This is a genomic window from Pseudomonas sp. EA_65y_Pfl1_P113 (assembly GCF_963970525.1).
Classification (GTDB): domain Bacteria; phylum Pseudomonadota; class Gammaproteobacteria; order Pseudomonadales; family Pseudomonadaceae; genus Aquipseudomonas; species Aquipseudomonas tritici.
On record NZ_CAXAQM010000318.1, the window covers coordinates 1 to 545 of the forward strand.

1 protein-coding gene is annotated in these 545 nt (G+C 62.8%); it reads right to left on the reverse strand.

Annotated features, from left to right (window positions below):
* Positions 1-545: ABC transporter permease (locus AACY52_RS29820; RefSeq protein ID WP_339561306.1), on the reverse strand; the 545-nt coding region annotated here is incomplete at both ends.

A 545-nucleotide genomic window follows, 5' to 3' on the forward strand; every position in this document is an offset into this window, starting at 1 on the left:
CGACCTGTTCGGCGTCGCCCTCCACCAGCATGCCCTGGAAGCAGCCGGCCACGGCAATGATGAGGCCGAACACCGGTGCCTTCACCAACCCGACATAAAGATCGGTGATCGGCACGACTTCGCGCAGCCGCTGGACGAAGGTCACCGGCGGAATTCCGAGCGAGACCCAGCATAGCAGCAGACCGCCGATGATCGCGACGATCGACGCGTACATGCCGAGCAGCGGCATCATGATCACCGTCGCCAGCACGCGCGGCAGCACCAGCGCCTCCATTGGCGACACGCCGATCGTGCGCATCGCGTCGACTTCTTCGGTCAGCTTCATCGTGCCGATCTGTGCGGCAAAGGCCGAGCCCGATCGCCCGGCGACCATGATTGCGGTCATCAAGACGCCAAGTTCGCGCAGTGTGATTCGCCCGACCAGATTGATGGTGAGGAACTCCGCCCCGAATTGCTGCAACTGCACAGCTCCCTGCTGTGCAATAACGATGCCGATCAGAAAGCTCATCAGGCCGATGATGCCAAGCGCGCTCACCCCCACCACT